The organism is Pseudoduganella albidiflava (assembly GCF_004322755.1).
GTDB classification, from domain to species: Bacteria; Pseudomonadota; Gammaproteobacteria; order Burkholderiales; family Burkholderiaceae_D; genus Rugamonas; species Rugamonas albidiflava.
On sequence record NZ_CP036401.1, the window covers coordinates 1522026 to 1541350 of the forward strand.

The 19325-nt window shown below is 65.6% G+C and carries 14 protein-coding genes; 8 read left to right on the forward strand and 6 right to left on the reverse strand.

The window, feature by feature from the left end:
* Positions 1 to 84: 84 nt before the first annotated feature.
* Together pssA and EYF70_RS06530 are read left to right on the forward strand one after the other, a co-directional pair.
* Positions 85 to 954: a CDP-diacylglycerol--serine O-phosphatidyltransferase gene (pssA, locus tag EYF70_RS06525; protein WP_131144682.1), complete on the forward strand. Its 870-nt coding sequence runs from the start codon at positions 85 to 87 to the stop codon at positions 952 to 954.
* Positions 955 to 991: 37 nt separating this feature from the next.
* Positions 992 to 2527: a 2-isopropylmalate synthase gene (locus tag EYF70_RS06530; protein WP_131144683.1), complete on the forward strand. Its 1536-nt coding sequence runs from the start codon at positions 992 to 994 to the stop codon at positions 2525 to 2527.
* A 143-nt stretch (positions 2528 to 2670) separates the two neighbouring features.
* Here EYF70_RS06530 and EYF70_RS06535 read toward each other — a convergent pair whose 3' ends face one another.
* Positions 2671 to 3156, reverse strand: a complete 486-nt coding sequence (locus EYF70_RS06535; RefSeq protein WP_131144684.1) for a hypothetical protein — start codon at positions 3154 to 3156, stop codon at positions 2671 to 2673.
* A gap of 163 nt (positions 3157 to 3319) precedes the next feature.
* Between EYF70_RS06535 and rpsO the strand changes: the two genes are divergently transcribed.
* From rpsO to EYF70_RS06550, 3 genes are all read left to right on the forward strand, one after another.
* The gene (gene rpsO / locus EYF70_RS06540) at positions 3320 to 3589 is read left to right on the forward strand and encodes a 30S ribosomal protein S15 (protein WP_131144685.1); all 270 of its coding nucleotides are present in this window, start codon (positions 3320 to 3322) and stop codon (positions 3587 to 3589) included.
* Between the two features lie 208 nt (positions 3590 to 3797).
* Positions 3798 to 5915, forward strand: coding sequence for a polyribonucleotide nucleotidyltransferase (gene pnp / locus EYF70_RS06545; protein ID WP_131144686.1), 2118 nt, complete (start codon positions 3798 to 3800; stop codon positions 5913 to 5915).
* 173 nt (positions 5916 to 6088) lie between these two features.
* Entirely contained in the window at positions 6089 to 7135 is a 1047-nt protein-coding gene (locus EYF70_RS06550) for a zinc ribbon domain-containing protein (RefSeq protein WP_131144687.1), read from the forward strand.
* Positions 7136 to 7238: 103 nt separating this feature from the next.
* Here EYF70_RS06550 and EYF70_RS06555 read toward each other — a convergent pair whose 3' ends face one another.
* The 5 genes from EYF70_RS06555 to EYF70_RS06575 form a co-directional block, all read right to left on the reverse strand.
* Entirely contained in the window at positions 7239 to 8858 is a 1620-nt protein-coding gene (locus tag EYF70_RS06555) for a methyl-accepting chemotaxis protein (protein WP_131144688.1), read from the reverse strand.
* A gap of 271 nt (positions 8859 to 9129) precedes the next feature.
* Entirely contained in the window at positions 9130 to 10539 is a 1410-nt protein-coding gene (locus EYF70_RS06560; protein ID WP_131144689.1) for a PQQ-dependent sugar dehydrogenase, read from the reverse strand.
* A 39-nt stretch (positions 10540 to 10578) separates the two neighbouring features.
* Entirely contained in the window at positions 10579 to 11499 is a 921-nt protein-coding gene (locus EYF70_RS06565; protein WP_131144690.1) for a carbohydrate kinase family protein, read from the reverse strand.
* Positions 11496 to 12743 (reverse strand): AGE family epimerase/isomerase, encoded by a 1248-nt coding sequence (locus EYF70_RS06570; protein ID WP_371861706.1) that lies wholly within the window; start codon positions 12741 to 12743, stop codon positions 11496 to 11498. The genes EYF70_RS06565 and EYF70_RS06570 overlap by 4 nt, the downstream gene beginning before the upstream one ends.
* A 271-nt stretch (positions 12744 to 13014) precedes the next feature.
* Positions 13015 to 14019 (reverse strand): LacI family DNA-binding transcriptional regulator, encoded by a 1005-nt coding sequence (locus tag EYF70_RS06575; RefSeq protein ID WP_131144692.1) that lies wholly within the window; start codon positions 14017 to 14019, stop codon positions 13015 to 13017.
* Between the two features lie 357 nt (positions 14020 to 14376).
* Between EYF70_RS06575 and EYF70_RS06580 the strand changes: the two genes are divergently transcribed.
* The 3 genes from EYF70_RS06580 to EYF70_RS06590 are packed head-to-tail and all read left to right on the forward strand — an operon-like array spanning position 14377 to position 19272.
* On the forward strand, positions 14377 to 15651 hold the full coding sequence (locus tag EYF70_RS06580) for a sugar MFS transporter (RefSeq protein ID WP_174800446.1): 1275 nt from the start codon (positions 14377 to 14379) through the stop codon (positions 15649 to 15651).
* A gap of 55 nt (positions 15652 to 15706) precedes the next feature.
* Positions 15707 to 17956 (forward strand): beta-glucosidase family protein, encoded by a 2250-nt coding sequence (locus tag EYF70_RS06585; RefSeq protein WP_131144694.1) that lies wholly within the window; start codon positions 15707 to 15709, stop codon positions 17954 to 17956.
* Positions 17957 to 17958: 2 nt separating this feature from the next.
* Complete coding sequence (locus EYF70_RS06590; RefSeq protein ID WP_131144695.1) at positions 17959 to 19272, forward strand: glycoside hydrolase 5 family protein; 1314 nt, start codon at positions 17959 to 17961, stop codon at positions 19270 to 19272.
* Positions 19273 to 19325 lie beyond the last annotated feature (53 nt).

The window sequence follows — 19325 nt, forward strand, 5'->3', positions numbered from 1 at the left end:
TCGCTCATGTAGCACGCTGATGTAGCACGCTGATGTAGCGGATGATGCAGCACGCTCATGCAATAATTTTGCACCAGGTACTCAATGGCTAAATTCCCTCGCCGCCGGCCCAAGCCCGGCGCCGTCCCCAATGGCAAGGCGCCGCGCCGCAGCGCCTTCAGCAGGTTCGCCCGCAAGTACAACGAGCGGGGCGAGCTCCGGCCGCGCCGCGGCATCTACCTGCTGCCGAACGCCTTCACGACCGGAGCGCTGTTCTGCGGCTTCTACGCGATCGTGATGGCGATGAACCAGCGCTTCGAGCACGCCGCCTGGGCCATCTTCGTGGCCATGCTGCTCGACGGTCTCGATGGCCGGGTGGCCCGCCTCACCAACACGCAAAGCGAATTCGGCGCGCAGTACGACAGCCTGTCCGACATGGTGTCGTTCGGCGCCGCGCCGGCGCTCGTCATCTATGAATGGTCGCTGCGCGGCCTGGGCAAGCTGGGCTGGATCGCCGCCTTCGTCTACTGTGCCGGCGCCGCGCTGCGGCTGGCCCGCTTCAACACCAACATCACCGTGGTCGACAAGCGCTACTTCCAGGGCATGCCGAGTCCGTCGGCGGCGGCGCTGATCGCCGGCTTCGTGCTGGTGATGGTCGACATGGGCGAGCACGGCGTGTACTACCCGTGGGCCTCGTGGGCGCTGGCACTGTTCGCCGGCCTGACAATGGTCACCAACGTGCCGTACTACAGCTTCAAGGACGTCAACTTCAAGAAGTCGGTACCGTTCATCACCGTGTTCCTCATCGCGCTGGCCTTCACGCTGGTGTCGCTGGATCCGCCGAAGGTGATGTTCCTGCTGTTCGTGCTGTACGGGCTGTCAGGCTACGTGGTGTTCGCCGTGCGGCTGGCGAAAGGCAAGCCGGTGTCGATCGTGCAGGTCGACGAGGAACCCGAGGACAACGAACGCCGTTGAGCTTTGGATCAGCGGCCATATCAAGGAGCGAGACCCCATGAGCAACCGCCTGATCATTTTCGATACCACGCTGCGCGACGGCGAGCAGTCGCCGGGCGCGTCGATGACCAAGGAAGAAAAGATCCGCATCGCGCGCCAGCTGGAAAAGCTGCGCGTGGACGTGATCGAAGCCGGCTTTGCCGCCGCCTCGCCGGGCGACTTCGAGGCCATCCGCGCCATTTCCGCCGCCATCAAGGATTCCACCGTCTGCTCGCTGTCGCGCGCCAATGACCGCGACATCTCCCGCGCCGCCGAGGCCCTCGAGCCGGCCGCCCGCAAGCGCATCCACACCTTCATCGCCACCTCGCCGCTGCACATGAAGATGAAGCTGCGCATGGAACCCGAGCAGGTGCTCGAGCAGGCCACCCAGGCCATCCGCTTTGCCCGCCGCTTCACCGACGATGTCGAGTTTTCTCCGGAAGACGGCAGCCGGTCGGAGGAGGATTTCCTGTGCCGCGTGCTGGAAACGGTGATCGCCGAGGGTGCCACCACGATCAATTTCCCCGACACGGTGGGCTATGCCGTGCCCGAACTGTTCGGCGAATCGATCCGCCGGCTGCGCGAACGCATCCCCAACTCCGACAAGGCCGTCTGGTCGGTGCACTGCCACAACGACCTGGGCCTGGCCGTGGCCAATTCGCTGGCCGGCGTGATGATCGGCGGCGCGCGGCAGATCGAATGCACGATCAATGGCCTGGGCGAACGCGCCGGCAATACCGCGCTGGAAGAAGTGGTGATGGCGCTGCGCACGCGCGGCGGCTACTACAACCTCGAATGCGGCATCGACACCACGCAGATCGTGGCCGCGTCGAAGATGGTGTCGCAGATTACCGGCTTCGCCGTGCAGCCGAACAAGGCGGTGGTCGGCGCCAACGCGTTCGCGCACGCCTCCGGCATCCACCAGGACGGCATCCTGAAGGCACGCGAAACCTATGAAATCATGCGCGCCGAAGACGTCGGCTGGACCGCCAACAAGATCGTGCTCGGCAAGCTGTCCGGCCGCAATGCGTTCAAGCAGCGGCTGCAGGAGCTGGGCATCGAGCTCGATTCGGAAGGCGATGTCAATGCCGCCTTCGCCCGCTTCAAGGACCTGGCCGACCGGAAGGCTGAGATCTTCGACGAGGACATCATGGCCCTCGTCTCCACCGAGGAGCGCGAGGAGGGCGAGCATTACCGGCTGGTGTCGCTGTCCCAGCGCAGCGAAACGGGCGAGCTGCCGCACGCGCGCGTCGTGTTCGCGATGGGCGAGCGGGAAGTCGCGTGCGAAGGCAGCGGCGACGGGCCGGTGGACGCGATCGTCAACGCGATCGAAGGCGAGGCCAGGAGCGGCGCCGAGCTGGTGCTGTTCTCCATCGCCGCGATCAGCCCCAGCTCGCAATCGCAGGGCGAAGTCACCATGCGCCTGTCGCAGGCCGGGCGCATCGTCAACGGCGTGGGCGCCGATCCGGATATCGTGGTCGCTTCCGCCAAGGCTTACCTGGCCGCCCTGAACAAGCTGCATGCGAAGGCGCGGGTCAATCCGCAGACGGAGTAGGGCCAGCCCCGATACCGTTCGGTTAGCGGAACCCGATCCTGCCAGCGGCCTGGTGTCCGACACCAGAGGTGTCCGACACCAGCACCAGCAGCGCACGTGCTGCGAATGAATTGGTGCCTATCCCAGTTTCACCCGCCGCACCCTCAGAAAAACCCTTCCCGGTGGTCGCGCATCGGATCCGGCCCGGCCATCATCTCGCGCACCTTGCCATCCCGGCTGAAGTGGACGTGCATCATCGCATCCCACACGCCCGACTGTTTATATCGGTAGCTCCACACTTCCAGGTCGCGGCGCGACAGGTACATCGTCTCGGCCGGCTGCCCGAGCGTGTGCAGGATGGTCCGCTTGTCGTCGACACCGAGCTTGATGGTGGCGAATTTCTCGTCGGTCAGCACCTGTTCGTACGACAGCAGCCGGCCATCGGCGCCGTAGCGCGCCATGTAGGTGAACTGGCCGAACGCCCCGGCACCGTATTCGTGGATGGTTTCGCCACCGGCCGCATAGCGGGCGCTGGGGTGGCCCAGGCGCGCTTCGACGGCGGCCATCGGCTCGCCGGGCTGTGGCGGCGGCCCCAGCGCGCAGCCGGCCAATGCCGCCCCCACTATTGCCGCAACGATCAGATTTTTCATGTTTTTCCCCTGGGTCATCCAATAATTGTAGTGAGAAGTCGATACGGGACGCGCGAATTCCGTTATACTTGCGGGCCTGTCCTTTCGGGCAGGCTTATTCATTTATCGTAATTCACGATGTGCAGGGTTTCTTACTCCGCTCATCGCATGTGAAAGGTTTATCATGTCCGTAGAAAACATCAACAAATCCGCGATCATCGCGGACAACGCACGTGGCCAGAACGACACCGGTTCGCCGGAAGTCCAGGTTGCACTGCTGACCGCACGCATCAACGAACTGAACGGCCACTTCAAGGCCCACAGCAAGGATCACCACTCCCGCCGCGGCCTGATCATGATGGTCAACCGTCGCAAGAGCCTGCTGTCCTACCTGAAGAACAAGGACGCAACCCGCTACCGCGACCTGATCGCCAAGCTCGGCCTGCGTAAGTAATACTTGCATCACCGGCTTCAGTAAATGCCTGCGCCAGTTCGCTGACGCGGGCATTTTGCATTCTGGATCATGATTTATTGCCAAGCGGAACGCACTTGCGTTTTGCCAGGCAAAGTAGGGCAAGAAGGCGCCAGGCATCAGCCAGCCGCCCGTGGTGAGGTGAACGACAGCGCCTGAAAATCTGTCGGCAAATAGAAAGGGATTACCCATGTTTAACAAAGTTACGAAAACCTTCCAGTACGGCCAACATACCGTGACCCTGGAAACCGGCGAGATCGCTCGCCAGGCCTCCGGTGCGGTCTTGGTGTCGATGGACGACACCGTCGTGCTGGCGACCGTGGTGGCGCGCAAGGATGCCAAGCCCGGCCAGGATTTCTTCCCGCTGACGGTCGACTACATCGAGAAGACCTATGCAGCCGGCAAGATCCCCGGCGGCTTCTTCAAGCGCGAAGGCCGTCCGTCGGAGAAGGAGACGCTGACGTCCCGCCTGATCGACCGCCCGATCCGCCCGCTGTTCCCGGAAGGTTACATGAACGAGGTGCAGGTCATCATCCACGTTCTGTCGGTCAATCCCGAAATCGACCCTGATATCCCCTCGATGATCGGTGCCTCCGCCGCCCTGTGCGTGGCCGGCGTGCCGTTCAACGGCCCGATCGGCGCAGCCCGCGTGGGTTACGCCAACGGCCAGTACATCCTGAACCCGACCACCAGCCAGCTGAAGACGTCCGAGATGGACCTGGTCGTGGCCGGTACCGAAACCGCCGTGCTGATGGTGGAATCGGAAGCCAAGCAGCTGTCCGAAGAAGTGATGCTGGGCGGCGTGGTCTATGGCCACGACCAGATGAAGGCCGTGATCGACGCGATCCACGCGCTGGTGGAAGAAGGCGGCAAGCCGGAGCAGGAATGGACCCCGCCGGCCAAGAACGAAGCGCTGATCGCCAAGGTCGCCCAGTTCGCCGAAGCCAAGATCAACGAAGCGTACCAGACCAAGAACAAGCAGGCCCGCCAGCAAGCCCTGCGTTCCATGCAGAGCGAAGTGATCGCCGACCTGGCCGCGCAAGCCGCCGCCGAAGGCGTCGACGCACCGGACTCCGTCGAAGTGGGCAACATCCTGTTCGACATGGAAGCCAAGGTCGTGCGTTCGCAGATCCTGAACGGCGAACCGCGCATCGACGGCCGCGACACCCGCACCGTGCGTCCGATCGCGATCCGCACCTCGGTCCTGCCGCGTACCCACGGTTCCGCGCTGTTCACCCGTGGCGAAACCCAGGCACTGGTCGTCGCCACGCTGGGCACCGCCCGTGATTCGCAGAAGATCGATGCGCTGATGGGCGAGTACACTGACGACTTCATGCTGCACTACAACATGCCTCCGTTCGCCACCGGCGAAACGGGCCGCGTCGGTACGCCGAAGCGCCGCGAAGTGGGCCATGGCCGCCTGGCCAAGCGCGCCCTGGTCGCCGCGCTGCCGTCGCCGGAAGAGTTCAGCTACTCCGTGCGCCTGGTGTCCGAGATCACCGAATCGAACGGTTCCTCGTCGATGGCTTCGGTCTGCGGCGGCTGCCTGGCGCTGATGGATGCCGGCGTGCCGATGAAGGCGCACGTGGCCGGTATCGCCATGGGCCTGATCAAGGAAGGCGGCAAGTTCGCCGTGCTGTCCGACATCCTGGGTGACGAAGACCACCTGGGCGACATGGACTTCAAGGTCGCCGGCACCGCCAACGGCATCACGGCGCTGCAGATGGACATCAAGATCCAGGGCATCACGAAAGAGATCATGCAGGTCGCGCTGGCGCAGGCAAAAGAAGGCCGCCAGCACATCCTGGGCGAGATGCAGAAGGCGATGCCGCACGTGAAGACGGAACTGTCCGACTTCGCGCCGCGCCTCATCACCATCAAGATCAACCCCGAGAAGATCCGCGACGTGATCGGCAAGGGCGGCGCCGTGATCCGCGCGCTGACCGAGGAAACCGGCACGCAGATCGACATCAGCGACGAAGGCGTGGTCACCATCGCTTCCGTCGACGCTGCCGCCGGCCAGGAAGCCAAGCGCCGCATCGAAGAGCTGACCGCGTCGGTCGAAGTGGGCAAGACCTACGACGGCACCGTGCTCAAGCTGCTGGACTTCGGCGCGATCGTGCAAGTCATGCCGGGCAAGGATGGCCTGCTGCACATCTCGCAGATCGCCAACGAGCGTGTCAACGCCGTGGCCGACTACCTGAAGGAAGGCCAGCAAGTGCGCGTGAAAGTCCTGGAAACGGACGATCGCGGCCGCCTGAAGCTGTCGATGAAGGCTGCCGCCGAAGAAGGCGCCGCCGCCAAGTAATCGTCCTTTGCGGATGACAGGAACCGCCGGTGCGCAAGCCCGGCGGTTTTTTTATGGGCGTCGATTTCCCGGTCTTCCGCGAACCGCCAGCCCATAATTAGAGTCCCGCCACAGCATCGCGCCGGCGAAAGCCGCTATGCTCCGTTCCGGTCCAACTAACCGGGAGCATCACGATGAGCAAGGCCCTGCGTCTCTCCGAAAAATGGTTCCAGCGCGGTTTATGGCTGGTGGCTTTCCTGTTTGCCGGCTTCCTGATCGGCCTGGGCGGCAAGGTCGTCGACAACCTGAATCTTGTCGAGGAACCGATCGAACTGGAGCAGTTCATCGATCCCGCCAGGCTGGCGGCCGTGCGCGACACGATCGCGGTCGCCGAGCGCAATGAACGGGCCGCCGACAACGCCCTCGAGCAGGCCGAGCAGCAGCACCGGGTGGCCAAGGCCAACACGGCATCGGCCCGCGAAACATTCGACAACTGGCTCTCCACCCGCCACGCCACGGCCCGGCCCGACCAGGATCCGGACCTGATCGCCCGCACGCGCCAGCTCGATGGCCTGGCCGCGGCGGAGCGGAAGGCATTGACCGGCGTGCAGGAACAGGAGCAGATCCAGCTGAATGCGCGGCAGGCGCGGGCGGCGGCCCACACCCAGCTGCAATCCCTCCAGGAGGCAGCGCATCCCGCCTTCGACCGGGCCTTGCACATGCGCGAGCTGCGCGTGTTCGGCTACCGCCTCGCGCTGACCCTGCCGTTGCTGCTGATTGCCGGCTGGCTGTGGAAGAACAAGCGCAAGAGCACATGGTGGCCGTTCGTGTGGGGCTTCATCTTCTTCGCGCTGTTCGCGTTCTTTGTCGAACTGGTGCCTTACCTGCCCAGCTACGGCGGCTACGTGCGCTACGTGGTCGGCATCCTGCTGACGGTGGTCGTCGGCCGGCAAGCCATCCTCGGCCTGCAGCGCTACCTGGAACGCCAGCGTACCGCCGAAGCGCAGCCGGATGCGCAGCGGCGCGAAAGCCTCGGCTATGACATCGCGCTGGCGCGGATGGGGAAGAGCGTCTGCCCCGGCTGCGAACGCGGGGTCGACCTGAAGGATCCGAAACTGGACTTCTGCCCGCACTGCGGCATCGGCCTGTTCAACCGCTGCACTTGCTGCGAAGCCCGCAAGAACGCCTTCACGCGCTTCTGCTACAGCTGCGGCACCCAGGCCGCCGCGAACAAGGCGTAAATTCTGCCAAGAAACTAAAAAGTTGCCAAAAACCGGGGTCAGACCCCGGTTTTTGGCAATATTTCCTGAAACCGGGGTCTGACCCCGGTTCGATTTTTACTTGTTACTGCCAGGCGAGTTGGGTAGTGGGACGGGCAGCAGAGCGCGAGACCGTGGCGGTGACGCGTGCCGGCGCCTGTTGATCGAGCCGGAACACGGCAACCGTCTGCTCCAGCGTGGCGGCCTGCTCCTGCAGGGAGCCGGCGGCGGCCGCGGCTTCCTCGACCAGGGCGGCGTTCTGCTGCGTCACCTGGTCCATCTGCGTGACGGCGTCGTTGATCAGGTCGATGCCGGTGCTTTGTTCGGACGTGGCCGACATGATCTCCGCCATGATGTCCGCCACGCGCGCGATCCCCGTGACGATCTCGTCCATCGTGGTACCGGCCTGGCCCACCAGGGTCGAGCCGGCTTCCACGCTGGCCACCGAGGCGTCGATCAATTCCTTGATTTCCTTGGCGGCGGCGGCCGAACGCTGGGCCAGCGTGCGCACTTCGCTGGCGACCACGGCAAAGCCGCGGCCCTGTTCGCCGGCGCGGGCCGCTTCCACGGCCGCGTTCAGCGCCAGGATATTGGTCTGGAACGCGATGCTGTCGATGACGGCGATGATGTCCTCGATCTTTTTCGACGACGTGGTGATCGCGCCCATCGTGTCGATCACCTTGGCCACGATCTGGCCGCCCTGTTGCGCCACCTGCGAGGCGGAGACCGCCATGCCGTTGGCCTGGCGCGCATTGTCGGCGTTCTGACGCACGGTCGACGTCAGCTCTTCCAGCGACGAGGCGGTTTCTTCCAGGCTCGCCGCCTGCTGTTCGGTGCGGCGCGACAGGTCCAGGTTGCCGTCGGCGATCTCGTTGCTGGCCACGGCGATCGAGCCGCTGCCTTCGCGCACGATGCGCACCGTGTCGGCGAGCTTTTCCTGCATGCTGGCCAGGCCTTTCATCAGCGTGCCCATTTCGTCTTGCCGGCTCGTATCGATACGGCGCGACAGGTCGCCGGCCGCCATCGCATCGAAATGCTCCAGCGCTTCGCGCAGCGGGCCCATGATGGCGCGCATCAGCGTGGCGCAGGCCATGAAGATCAGGACGATGCCCGCGACGACCGCGCCGATCGACAGCGCCATCACGGTGCCATACAGGCGCTGGCTTTCCTTGAAATTGCTTTGCGCGAGGTGCGTGAGGTGCTCGTCGAGCTGGTCCGATGCGTCGCTGTAGGCGGAAAACAGCTTTTGCATGTCCTTCATGGCGAGATGGTCGACACGCGCGGCGTCGCCGGCGCGCAGCGCCTGCGCAAGCGCGTGCAGGCCGTTGTCGATCAGGTCCTTGCGCGTTGCCGCCACCTTGTCCGACAGGACCTGTTCCGCCGCTTCCAGCGGAATGGCGAGGTACTCCTTCCAGGCGGTGTCCGACTTGGCGACGAAATCCTCGGCGCGCTTGAGCAGGGCCGGCACTTCGGCAGATTCCGGATGGAAGACCGCGCGATCCTGTACCAGCCGCGCGCGCATCAGCTGCACCTTTGCACTGGCGACGGCCTGCGCCGACGCCATCTGGTTGCCGTAGGTTTCTTCGAGAGCCACGTTGACGGAATGGACGCCATAGATGCCCACGGTGCCGGTGACGGCGATCAGCAGGCCCAGCACGGCCATGGTGGCAATGAGGCGGGTTCGGATGGTAAGACGCTTGAACATGGATGGTTCCGTTGAGAGCAGGGCGAGCGTGCCCTGGCGATGTCGGATCGCCAAGTAGCTTGGCGGACGAATGCGCAGGGACGTGGCGCGATGCTGCCGGAATTCCGTGTTGCGGGCTGGGAGGCGGGCGGAAGGTTGGGGCCGTCTCTTTCCAGGAGCGAAGACCCCAACCTTAGCATGCGTATTGACGCAACGCAACATATGAAGTGGTACGACGTCGCACCACTGTTGCGTTTACGCCTGTGAGTTGCTGATCGATGCAGTACGACGGTTACTTGCCCGTATAGGTCACGCGATAGATCTTCCCGGCATGGTCGTCGGAGATCAGCATCGCGCCATCGGCGGCAACGGCGATATCCACCGGCCGCCCGCTCACGTCGTCGCCCTGCAGGAAGCCGTCGATGAAGGTGGTCGTCGTCACTTCCTGGTTACCCTGCAAGGTGACCAGGCTGACCTTGTAGCCGATCTTCTGCGTACGGTTCCACGAGCCGTGTTCGGCCACGAACACCTGGTTGCGGTACTGGGACGGGAATTGCGTGCCCGTGTAGAACGCCAGGCCGAGCGGGGCCACGTGCGGGCCCAGCTTGGCCACCGGCGCCGTGAATTGCGCGCAACTGCGGCCGGCGCCGAATTTCGGGTCCGGCACCACGCCGCCATGGCAGTACGGGAAGCCGAAGTGCAGGCCCGTCTTCGGCGCCACGTTCAATTCGCAGGAAGGGTTGTTGTCGCCCATTTCATCGGGGCCGTTATCGGTAAACCACAGGTCCTTCGTGACCGGATGCCACGCGAAGCCGACCGTGTTGCGGATGCCGTTGGCCACCATTTCCCAGCCCGAACCGTCCGGGTTCATGCGCCAGATCTTCGAGTACACCTCGTCGTCCCTGTCGCAGGTATTGCAGGGCGAGCCGACCGGGATGTACAGCTTGCCGTCCGGGCCGGCCTTGATGATCTTCTCGCCGTGCCACTTGTCGTTTGGCAGGTCGTCCTTGACCACCTTGTAGGCCGGCTTGTTCGCGTAGGTCTTGTCGATCGCGTCGAAGCGGATCACGCGCCCGATCTCGGCCACGTACAGCGCGCCGTCCAGCAGCGTCACGCCGATCGGGTTGTCCAGGCCCTGGGCGATGGTGACGACCTTGTCGGCCTTCTTGTCGCCGTTCTCGTCGACCACCGCGTACACCTTGCCGGCCTTGCGCGAACCCACGTAGACGATGCCGCCGGGCGACACGGCCATCGAGCGGGCCGTGTCCACGTTCTCGGCATACACGGAAATCGAGAAGCCTTTTGGCAGTATCAGCCGCGCCAGGCCGTCGTCGGCCTTGGTCGGCGCGGAAGGTGCCGTGGCCTTGGCCGCAGCGGCGTTCTTGCGACCGCCCGGCGCTACGTAATCGGCCAGCGCGGCGATCTGCGCCTTGTCCAGCGTGCCTTCCCAGCCCGGCATGCCCTTGTCCGGCAAGCCCCTGGCGATGATCTTCGACAGGTTGGCGCGGGTGGGCGTGCCATGGATCCACTGGTTGTCGGCCAGGCTGGGCGCCGTCGCGCCTTCCAGCTTCACGCCGTGGCACGACGCGCAATTGTTCTGGTACAGGCGCGCGGCCTCGGCTACCTGGTTCGCGGCCGGCGCGGCATGGGCGGCGGCGGCGAGTCCAACGCCCAGCAGGGCGAAGGGGAGGACAAACTTCATCGATTACTCCGGTCGGGTTGGCAATCCGCCATCATAATCTCAACTGAGGTTGGCCTCCAGCACCAGTTTTTCCACGTCCGACAGCGCTGGCGGGGTGGCGCCGGCGCCGATGCAGGCCGCGGCGCCGGCCGCGACGGCGAAACGCAGGTGCTCGCCCGGGGCCCGTGCCGGCGCGGCCAGTTGGCTGAAGGCGAAACCGGCGATGCTGGCGTCACCAGCCCCCACGGTGTCCGCCACCGGCACGGCCACCGCCGGCGCATGCCATGCCGCGTCGCCCACGTGCAGCGAAGCGCCATGTTCGCCCCGCGTGTACAGGTATTGCGCCGCCGGATTGAAACTGCGCAGCGTGGCGAACGCCGCTTCGATGTCATCGGTACGGAACAGGCCTGCCAGGTCTTCGTCCGAGACCTTCACCACGTCGGCCAGTTCCGTCATCGCGCGCAGCGTGGCGTCGTAGCGTTCGTCCATCAGCAGGCGCCAGTTCGGGTCGTAGCTGATGCGGATGCCGGCGCGCTTCGCCTCGCGCGCCAGTGCCACCAGGGCGTCCGCCAGCGGCCGCCGCGCCAGGCTGATGCCGCCGAAATGCATCCAGCGGCAGTGCGTGCGCCAGTTTTCCGGCAGTGCGCGCGGGTCGAAGTGCAAGTCCGCGCTGTCGTCGCCCACGAAGAAATAACTGGGCGGCGAGAGCTGGTGCACGATGGCCAGCAACGGCGATTTGTCGAGGCGCTGCAGGAAGCGGGCGTCCAGTCCGGAAGCCATCGAGGCTTCCCACAAGGCGTCGCCGAACACGTCGCGGCTGATCGCGCCGGCGAACGCGCTGGGCACGCCCAGCTTGGCCATGGCCCGCGCCACGTTCCAGGTCGAGCCGCCGGTGCGCGCGGTCCATTGCGTGCGCGCAGGATCGGCCACGATCAGGTCGGTCAACGCTTCGCCGGCGGAGATGAAGACCGGCTCCGTCATGGTAGCACCGCCAGCACTTCGTAGCAGGCGCCCATCGTGTGGTAATCGGTCTTGCCCGCCGGGCTCTTCTCATCGGTCAGCTTGGCATTGTCCGGCCCCAGGATGCGGTACCAGGCGCCGTGCGCGTGGTCGACGAAATGCTCCCAGCTGTATTGCCAGATGCGGTCGTACCAGTCCCAGTAGCGCCGTTCCCCGGTGCGCGCGCCCAGCAGCGCGGCGGCGGCGAAGCTTTCCGCCTGCACCCAGAAGTATTTATGGCCATCGCAGATCGAACCGTCCGGCGCGAAGCCGTAGTGGATGCCGCCATGCCGATCGTCCCACGCCTTCGCCAGCGCGGTGTCGAAGAAGTGGATGGCACGCGGCAGCAGCCAGTCGGCCGGCCCGGCCAGCTGGCCGGCGTGGCGCTCGAGGATCAGCAGCAGCTTGGCCCATTCCGTCAGGTGGCCGGGCTGGTAGCCCCACGGGCGGAAGATGTTGGTGCTGTCGTGGCGGTTGTAGTCGGCGTCCACCGACCAGTCCTGCCGGTAGTGTTCCCACACCAGGTCGTCCGCGCGCTGCGCCTGCCGGACGGTGATGTTGCGCGCCAGCGTTTCGGCGCGGTGCAGGTAGCGCACTTCGCCGGTGGCGTCGTACGCGGCCAGCATCGCTTCGCAGGAGTGCATGTTGGCGTTCTGGCCGCGGTACGGCGCCACTTCCCAGGCGGCCGACGCTTCATCGGCATACAGGCCGTGTTCCGCTTCCCAGAAACGCGCTTCCATCAGGTCGTACGTTTCCGCCAGCCAGCCGCGCGCTTCCTCCACGCCGGCCAGCAGCGCATGCGCATAGGCCAGCACCACGAACGCCAGGCCGTAGCAATGGTTGGTGGCGTCGCGGACGGTCTTCGCGCCGTCGCGCCAGTCCAGCTCCCACGCGTAGCCGCCGGTGGCGGGGTCGCGGTGCACGTCGCGCAGGAAGGCCAGGCCATGGCGCGCGCGCTGCAGGTCCGCCGCGTCGTGGAAGTGGCGGTAGGCCATCGCGTAGTTGAACACGAAGCGCGTGCTGCTGACCAGGTGGCGCGTGTGCGCATCGTAGACCGTGCCGTCGTCCTTGTAGAAATGGAAGAAGCCGCCGCTGGGGTCGACCGAGCGGGGATCGTAGAAATTGCGGGTGTCGCGGATATGCCGCAGCAGCGTTTCGCGGGAGTGGAAATCTGGTAACATCGATCGTCCGTTTCTAAAAGGTTCTTGCGCTGTGCCGATGCTCATTTGAAGGATGAGTGCCGGGCTTGGAGCGGGTAGTGAAAATCGTCTGGCAATACAAATCGATCGGCAGTAAAAAACGATCGGCAATACGCATCGAAAGACAGTGCACATCGCTGTGCTGTCATTCCGTTTCGCGGGCAAAGCGGTGCCCGGCGCGGCCAGGGCCGCGGCAGACGCACCAGGCGATGCCCGGGCTAATACGGGATAGGTTTGGAAGCGTGGCGGTCCGTGTGTCCTCCGGGCAGGGTTTGTCTTCCTGGCAGAGTTTGTCCTCCTAGCAAACCGTGCTGGCGCGTACCACCAGCTCGACCGGCGCGACCCGTTCCACCACATCGTCGGCGCGGCCGTTCAGCAACAGCTCCACGCCCAGCGCACCCAGTTCCTTCTTGTTGATGCGCAGCGTCGTCAGCGGGCGGTGGCCTAGCACGGCCGTCGAGATATCGTCGAAGCCCACGATCGCCACGTCATGCGGCACCTTCAAGCCCTTGGCCAGGCAGCAGCGCATCGCCACCAGCGCGGCGCTGTCGTTGTAGCAGAACACCGCGTCCGGCGGTTTCGGCAGCGCGAGCAGCGCTTCCATTGCTTCCCACGCGCCCTGCTCCAGTTCCACGCCATCGGGCAGCGGCGCTTCCAGGCGCGGATCGGCCAGGATGCCGGCATCGAACAGGGCCTGCCGGTAGCCGCGCGCCCGCTCGCGGATGCTGTAGTGCGACAGCGAACCGCAGATGAAGCCCACGCGCTCGCGGCCACGCTCGATCAAATGCCGGGTGGCCAGGTAGCCGCCCATCATGTTGTCCGGGTTCACGGAACTGTAGCCGCGCAGCTTCATGTCGATCAGCACGATCGGCTTGCCGGTGGCGCGCAGCGCCGTCAGCAGCTCGGGTTCGAAAAATCCGGCACAGACGATGGCATCCGGCGCATGCATGCGCAGCTGGTCCACCAGCCCGTCCGCCGGGCCGACCGCCATGAACGACAGCACGATGCCCTGCTTGCGGCAGGCTTCCTCGGCGCCGTGCAGCACCGGCGAGTAGAACGGGCTGCTGGAAGCCGTGTTGTGCTGGCGATGCAGCAGGAAGGTGAGGCGCCGCAGCCGCTTCGGCCGCAGCTTGCAGAAGTCGTAGCCCAGGTCGCGGGCCGTTTCCAGCACCATCTGGCGCGTGACTTCGGTCAGCCCCGGTTCGTTCTTCAATGCCCGCGAGATGGTTCCCGCCGATACGCCGGCGGCACGTGCGATGTCGCGGATCGTGACGCCGCCCTGGGTTGCGCCGGCGGCCCTCATGGACGGCCGCCCGCTGGAATTCTGCTCATGGATTGCCTCCGTTATGGTCGAGCGGCGCCTGGGTGACGGAATCACTGGCCGCTCTTTATGGGCACAGTCTTGCACAGCGGCGCGCGCATGGTCAAACAGCCGATGGGCGGGGCGCGGCAGTTTAGTCGCATTTACTAAACAAGGTGGGCGCGCGCCGCCCATGTTGCAGCGCGCCATGGGGAACCGGTGGCGCTGGCTGTTTAGTGAACGCCGCTAAACTGGCCCCGTTTCGTCGATCATGTTTGACCCGTGCTGAACGCTTATGGAGAATCATTGCCATAACAACACCCGGCGTGGCCGGATACCAGGAGACGATCGATGGCTCAGATGTCACCCGCGGCGCTGGCGCCGCAGGGCAGCGCGCCCGCGCAGCCGCAGCAAACCTTCCCCCTCGTCGTGATCACGGTGCTGTTCTTCATGTGGGGCCTGCTCACATCGCTGAACGACGTGCTGATTCCCCACCTGAAATCGGTCTATACACTGAACTACGTGCAGGCGATGCTCGTGCAGTTCTGCTTCTTCGGCGCCTATTTCATCGTCTCGCTGCCGGCCGGCGCGCTGATCCGCCGCATCGGCTACAAGGGTGGCGCGGTGGCCGGCCTCACGGTCGCGGCACTCGGCTGCGCACTGTTCTATCCGGCGGCAACGAGCGGCTATGCGCTGTTCCTGTTCGCTTTCTTCGTGCTGGCCGCCGGCATCACGGTGCTGCAGGTGGCGGCCAATCCGTTCGTCACGGTGCTCGGCCCGCCGGCGACGGCGTCGAGCCGGCTGACCCTGACGCAGGCGTTCAACTCGCTGGGCACGGCCATCGCCCCCACGCTGGGCGGCCTGCTGATCCTGGAAGGCTTCCCGGCCGCGGCCGACGTGGCGCAACTGACCGGCGAGGCGCTGGCCCGCTACCGCCTGCAGGAGGCGGCGGCGGTGCAGGGGCCATACCTGGCGCTGGCCGCCGCGCTGCTGGTGCTGGCCGTGCTGTTCGCACTGGTCCGGCTGCCGGTGATCCGCCATGCCGACGATACGCCGCAGGCCGTGGACGCATCCGTACTGGCGCACCGCCACCTCGTGCTGGGCGCGATCGGCATCTTCCTGTACGTGGGCGGCGAAGTCGCCATCGGCAGCTTCCTGATCAACTTCATCGGCGAGCCGCAGATCGCCGGCCTGGATCACGGCGCGGCGGCGAAGTATGTCAGCTATTACTGGACCGCGGCGATGATCGGCCGCTTCGCCGGCTTCTTCGTGATGCGGCGCGTGAGCCCCGGCAAGGCGCTGGCCTTCAATGCGGCGGCCAGCATCGGGCTGCTGCTGCTGGCCATCTTCAGTACCGGCGCGGTGGCGATGTGGGCGGTGATCGCCGTGGGCCTGTTCAATTCGATCATGTTCCCGACCATCTTCAGCATGGCGCTGCACCGGCTGGGCGCGCAGACGGGGCAGGGCTCGGGCATCCTGTGCATGGCCATCGTCGGCGGCGCCATCGTGCCGTTCGTGCAGGGCGCGCTGGCCGATGCGATCGGCCTGCAATGGTCGTTCTTCGTGCCGGCCGCCTGCTATGTCTTCATCCTGTACTTCGGCATCCGCTATGCCCGCATGTACGTGCAACAGTAACCGGTCGCCGATCGCCGATTGCCGATCGCCGATCGCGTTTTGAACAAGGAAAACCATGAAGCACAACGCAGCACTCCTGATGGCGCTGGCCGCATTGCCATGCCTGGCCGCGGCCGCCGATCCCGCCAGGCCGTGGCTGGACAGCAGCCTGGACCCCGACCGGCGCGCCGCGCTGGTCCTGAAGGAAATGACGCAGAAGGAAAAGCTGAACTGGGTGTCAAGCCACTTCGGCGCGGACCACGCCGGCAACAAGACCAAGAAGGTGCCGGAAGCGATCCCGTTCTCGGCCGGCTACGTGCCGCCGATTCCGCGCCTGGGCTTGCCGGCGCTGTTCCTGACCGATGCCGGCATCGGCGTGGCCACGCAGAACACCCCCACGCCGCGCGAGCGCACCGCGCTGCCATCGGGCATCGCCACCGCGGCCACGTGGAACCGCAAGCTGGCCTACGAAGGCGGACGGATGATCGGCGCCGAGGCGCGTGCCTCCGGCTTCAACGTGATGCTCGCCGGCGGCGTGAACCTGCTGCGCGAACCGCGCAATGGCCGCAACTTCGAATACGGCGGGGAAGATCCGCTGCTGGCCGGGGTGATGGTGGGCGAGCAGGTGCGCGGCATCGAATCGAACCACCTGATTTCCACCATCAAGCACTACGCGCTGAACGCCCAGGAAACCGGCCGCTTCGAGCTCGATGCCCGGATCGATCCGGCCGCGCTGCGCATGTCCGACCTGTTCGCATTCCAGGTGGCGCTGGAACTCACGGATGCCGGGTCGTTCATGTGCGCCTACAACCGGCTCAACGGCCCGTATGGCTGCGAGCATCCGTGGCTGCTGAACGGCGTGCTGAAGGGCGACTGGGGTTACAAGGGCTTCGTGATGTCCGACTGGGGCGCCACGCACAGCACGGTGGAGGCGGCCAACGCGGGCCTGGACCAGCAGTCCGGCTTTGAATTCGACCGCTCGCATTATTTCGGCGGCGCGCTGGAAGAGGCGGTGGAAAGCGGCTTCGTGCCGCAAAAGCGGCTCGACGACATGGCCTTGCGCGTGCTGCGCACGATGTTCGCGAAGGGCGTGGTCGACCATCCCGTGAAGCAGGATGGCGCGATCGACTACCAGGCCCATGGCCTCGTCAGCCAGGCCGACGCCGAGGAAGGCATCGTGCTGCTGAAGAACGCCGGCAATCTGCTGCCGCTGTCGAAGCAGGCGAAGAAGATCGTCGTCATCGGCGGGCATGCGGACAAGGGCGTGCTGGCCGGCGGCGGCTCGTCGCTGGTGTATCCGCGCGGCGGCAATGCCGTGCCCGGCCTGCTGCCGGCCACCTGGCCCGGCCCGATCATGTACTACCCGTCGTCGCCGCTGAAGGCGATCCAGGTCCGCGTGCCCGGTGCGCAGGTGGTGTTCGACAGCGGCAGCGATCCGGCCAAGGCGGCTGCCGCCGCGGCCGGCGCCGACGTGGTGCTCGTCTTCGCCACCCAGTGGGTCGGCGAAGCGCTGGATGCCACGTCGCTGTCGCTGCCCGACAACCAGGACGCGCTGATCGCCGCCGTGGCGGCAGCCAACCCGAAGACGGCCGTGGTGCTGGAGAACAGCGGCCCCGTGCTGATGCCGTGGGTGGACCGGGTGGCCGGAATCGTCGAGGCATGGTACCCGGGCACCAATGGCGGCGAAGCCATCGCCCGCGTGCTGTTCGGCGAGGTGAACCCGTCGGGCCGCCTGCCGGCCACGTTTCCCGCCTCCGAGCAGCAGTTGCCGCGACCGAAGCTGGACGGCGACCCGGCCAAGCCCGAGCAGCGCTTCACCGTCGATTACCACGAGGGCGCCGCCATCGGCTACAAGTGGTTCGACCTGAAGGGCCACACGCCGCTGTTCCCGTTCGGCCACGGCCTGTCGTACACGCAGTTCGGCTACCGGGACCTGAAGGCGCAGCTGGTGGACGGCAAGGTGCAGGTGCGCTTCACCGTCACGAACACCGGCGGCGTGCAGGGCAAGGACGTGCCGCAGGTGTACGTGTCGCCCCTGTCCGCGAAATGGGATTCGTATAGATGGGAAAGTACCCAGCGCCTGGCCGGCTGGGAGAAGGTGGACCTGGCGCCCGGCGCCAGCACGAACGTGACGCTGGCCATCGACCCGCGCCTGTTCGGCATGGTGAAGGGCAGCGCCAATACCTGGCACGTGGCCGGCGGCCGCTACCAGGTGAAACTGGCGCGCCACGCGCGCGACGACGCAGCACAGACTGTGACGATTCAACTGCCTGCCCAGGTGCTGGACGTGGCGGGCCGACCGATAACGATGAAGAAGAAAGGATGACGATGAAAAAGATGATCGCACTGGCAGCCTCGCTGCTGATGATGGGGGCTGTGGCGACCGCGCCGGCGGCTTCGGCGGCGGCTCCGGAATTCGTGGCCGTGAAGAAGACGCAGTTCACCCGCAACGGCCACCCGTACTACATTGCCGGCGCCAATTTCTGGTACGGCGCATACCTGGGCGCGAACGACCGCCCGCGGCTGCTCAAGGAACTCGATACCATGAAGGCGATGGGCATCAACAACCTGCGCGTGCTGGCCGTTTCCGAGAAGACCGACATGAAGAGCGCCGTGCGTCCCGCCACCACCAGCGCGCCGGGCAAGTACGACGAGCGCCTGCTGGCCGGCATGGACTACCTGCTGGCCGAGATGGCCAAGCGCGACATGACGGCGGTGATCTACCTGAACAATTTCTGGCAATGGTCGGGCGGCATGACCCAGTACCTGAACTGGTTTGCCGGCACGCCGGCGCTCGACCCGAACGTGACGAAGGACTACGAGACCTACATGCGCGAGACGGCGCGCTTCTACACGAACGAGAAGGCGCAGGCCGAGTACCGCAACGTGATCCGCACCTTCATCAACCGGAAGAACACGGTGACCGGCAAGCCGTATGCGGGCGATCCTGTGATCATGTCGTGGCAGCTGGCCAACGAGCCGCGCCCGGGCAACGCTTCGTCCACGCCGGAGGAAAAGGCGGTCTACGTGAAATGGATCGCCGACACGGCGGCCTACATCCGTGGCCTCGACAGGAACCACCTGGTCAGCACCGGCAGCGAAGGGCTGGCCGGCTCGGCGCACGATGCCGAACTGTTCGAGAAAGCCCACGCATCGAAGGATGTCGACTACCTGACCTATCACCTGTGGCCGAAGAACTGGGGCTGGATCGATTCGAAGCGGGTCGACGCCACCTGGAACGGCGCGCTGGAGAAAAGCAGCCATTACCTGAACGTGCATATCGACTACGCGAAAAAGATGGGCAAGCCGATCGTGCTGGAGGAATTCGGCATGGACCGCGACGGTGCCTCGTTCGACATCAAGGCGCCGACCACGGTGCGCGACCGTTTCTACAAGGTGGTGTTCGACGTGGTGGTCGGCCGTGCCGAGCAGGGCGACCCGATCGCCGGCTTCAACTTCTGGGCCTGGGGTGGCGCCGGCCGCGCCGCCAACGCCGACTACTGGTGGAAAGAGGGCAATGACCTGATGGGCGACCCGCCACAGGAAGAGCAGGGCCTGTATTCCGTGTTCGACACCGACAAGTCGACCATCGCGCTGATCCGCGGCTATGCCGACCGGCTGCATGCGCTGGAGCGCAAGTAAGCAGGCCAACGGCCGGGCCGATCGATAGTGCGGCGCTTGAAGGTGCCCTGAGC